This is a genomic window from Jejuia spongiicola (assembly GCF_023502325.1).
Lineage (GTDB): Bacteria > Bacteroidota > Bacteroidia > Flavobacteriales > Flavobacteriaceae > Wocania_A > Wocania_A spongiicola.
Genome location: NZ_JAMFLZ010000017.1, coordinates 1 through 1,694 on the forward strand (window position 1 = coordinate 1; position 1,694 = coordinate 1,694).

Below are 1,694 nucleotides of genomic sequence, written 5' to 3' on the forward strand. Positions count from 1 at the left end.
TCGTCCAAGTATCTGTCCCCCATTGCTCTACAGATTGAATTTTGTCTTTATCTCCTGTATTGTTAAAAAATATTCTAGGGAAAACACCACGAATGGCAAGAGTGTATGTACCAGCTGTTAAAGTAGTACTTGTAGCATTACCTGAAACGTTGGTAGATTCAGCATTAAAAGTAATTCCATCATAACTCCAATCTACATCATAATTATAGCCTGTTCCAGTTGTAGGAATGGTAATGGTTTCGTTTTCTTCAACCATCCAAGTGGTTATAAAATAATCTTCAGTTGTACATGCGTTACCACTATCAGTAATCGTCCAATTAAAAGTAGTGTTTAAACTATTCCAAGCAGTTTCTGCTCTACAGTATTGACTACGACCTCCATGAAAATTTATATTAGAAGGGATATCATCAATACCATCGTTAGCACCACCACTTGTGTCTGTATGCCAACCTATTAAAGTAGCATCATAGTTTTCTTGAGATAGGGTAGCATCAAAAAACATTTCAACCATTCTTGTAACATTACTAATATCCCAGTTTCCTATATTCTGGTCAAAATTTTTAGCATCACGAAACATACCAGACATATTGGTTACGCTAGAGGTATCCCAGTTATCAAGGGGTTGATTAAAAGGAGTGTTTCTAAATATATTTGACATTGATGTAACAGCACTTACCTCCCAATTATTGATGGGGGAATTAAATAATGTACCTTGAAATACTTGTTGCATATTAGTAATTGTGCTTACTTCCCAATTGTTAATAGCTCCTCCATTATCTACAAAAGAACTACACTCTAAAAACATACGTTGCATTGAAGTGACTTGACTTAAATTTGGAGTGTCAGTTGCGTTTAGCACTAAATTACTACACCCCCGAAAAGACTGGACCATCGAGGTCCAAGAATTTGATCCCCATTGCTCTACAGTTTGAATTTTATCTTTATCTCCTGTATTGTTAAAATAGATTCTAGGAAACGCACCACGAATAGCAACAATGTATGTGCCAGCTGTTAAAGTAGTACTTGTAGCATTACCTGAAACATTGGTAGATTCAGCATTAAAAGTAGCACCATCATAACTCCAATCTACATCATAATTATAACCTGTTCCAGTTGTAGGAATAGTAATGGTTTCATTTTCTTCAACCACCCAAGTGGTTATAAAACTTTGTGCATTTATAATACATACAGTAAAAAAGGACAATAGTAAAAAATGTAAATATTTATTGGCTATGAGTTTCATGTTTTTTAAAATATATATAAGTTATAGGTATAACCCTTAATAAAAGTTAGGATAGCAAAAAAGGTTACCATTATGGTTTATGTGTATTATTCATTTTTTTATGAGTTAATATTAAAGGGGCAATAATAACAAGCTCTAAGTTTTGTATTTGCAGTTCTCCTTTACCATAATTGATCATAATAATATCTATATCAATGTTTTCTAACTTGTGCGGTTTATGTGGTTGCCATTGGTAAAAAATAAAATATAGTAATGGCTGTACGGAAGGTTTTTAGGTGTGTGTATTAGCATAAGTATAAGCATATGTATTTTGAAATTTTAGAGGGTATTGCAAAATTAGCTTTTGAAACGGAAAAAAGAATTGTATTTAGGGTAGCAAAAAGGTTTCGAATGCAAAAAAACTAGAAGAATAGAAGAATAGTTAACTTTTTCTATTTCCTTAAAATGACTG

At 32.6% G+C, this 1,694-nt stretch carries 1 protein-coding gene; it reads right to left on the reverse strand.

Annotated elements, in window-relative coordinates; genetic code table 11:
* On the reverse strand, nt 1-1,243 hold a 1,243-nt coding region (locus M3P09_RS17150), incomplete at its 3' end, for a BspA family leucine-rich repeat surface protein (RefSeq protein ID WP_249974050.1).
* Nucleotides 1,244-1,694 lie beyond the last annotated feature (451 nt).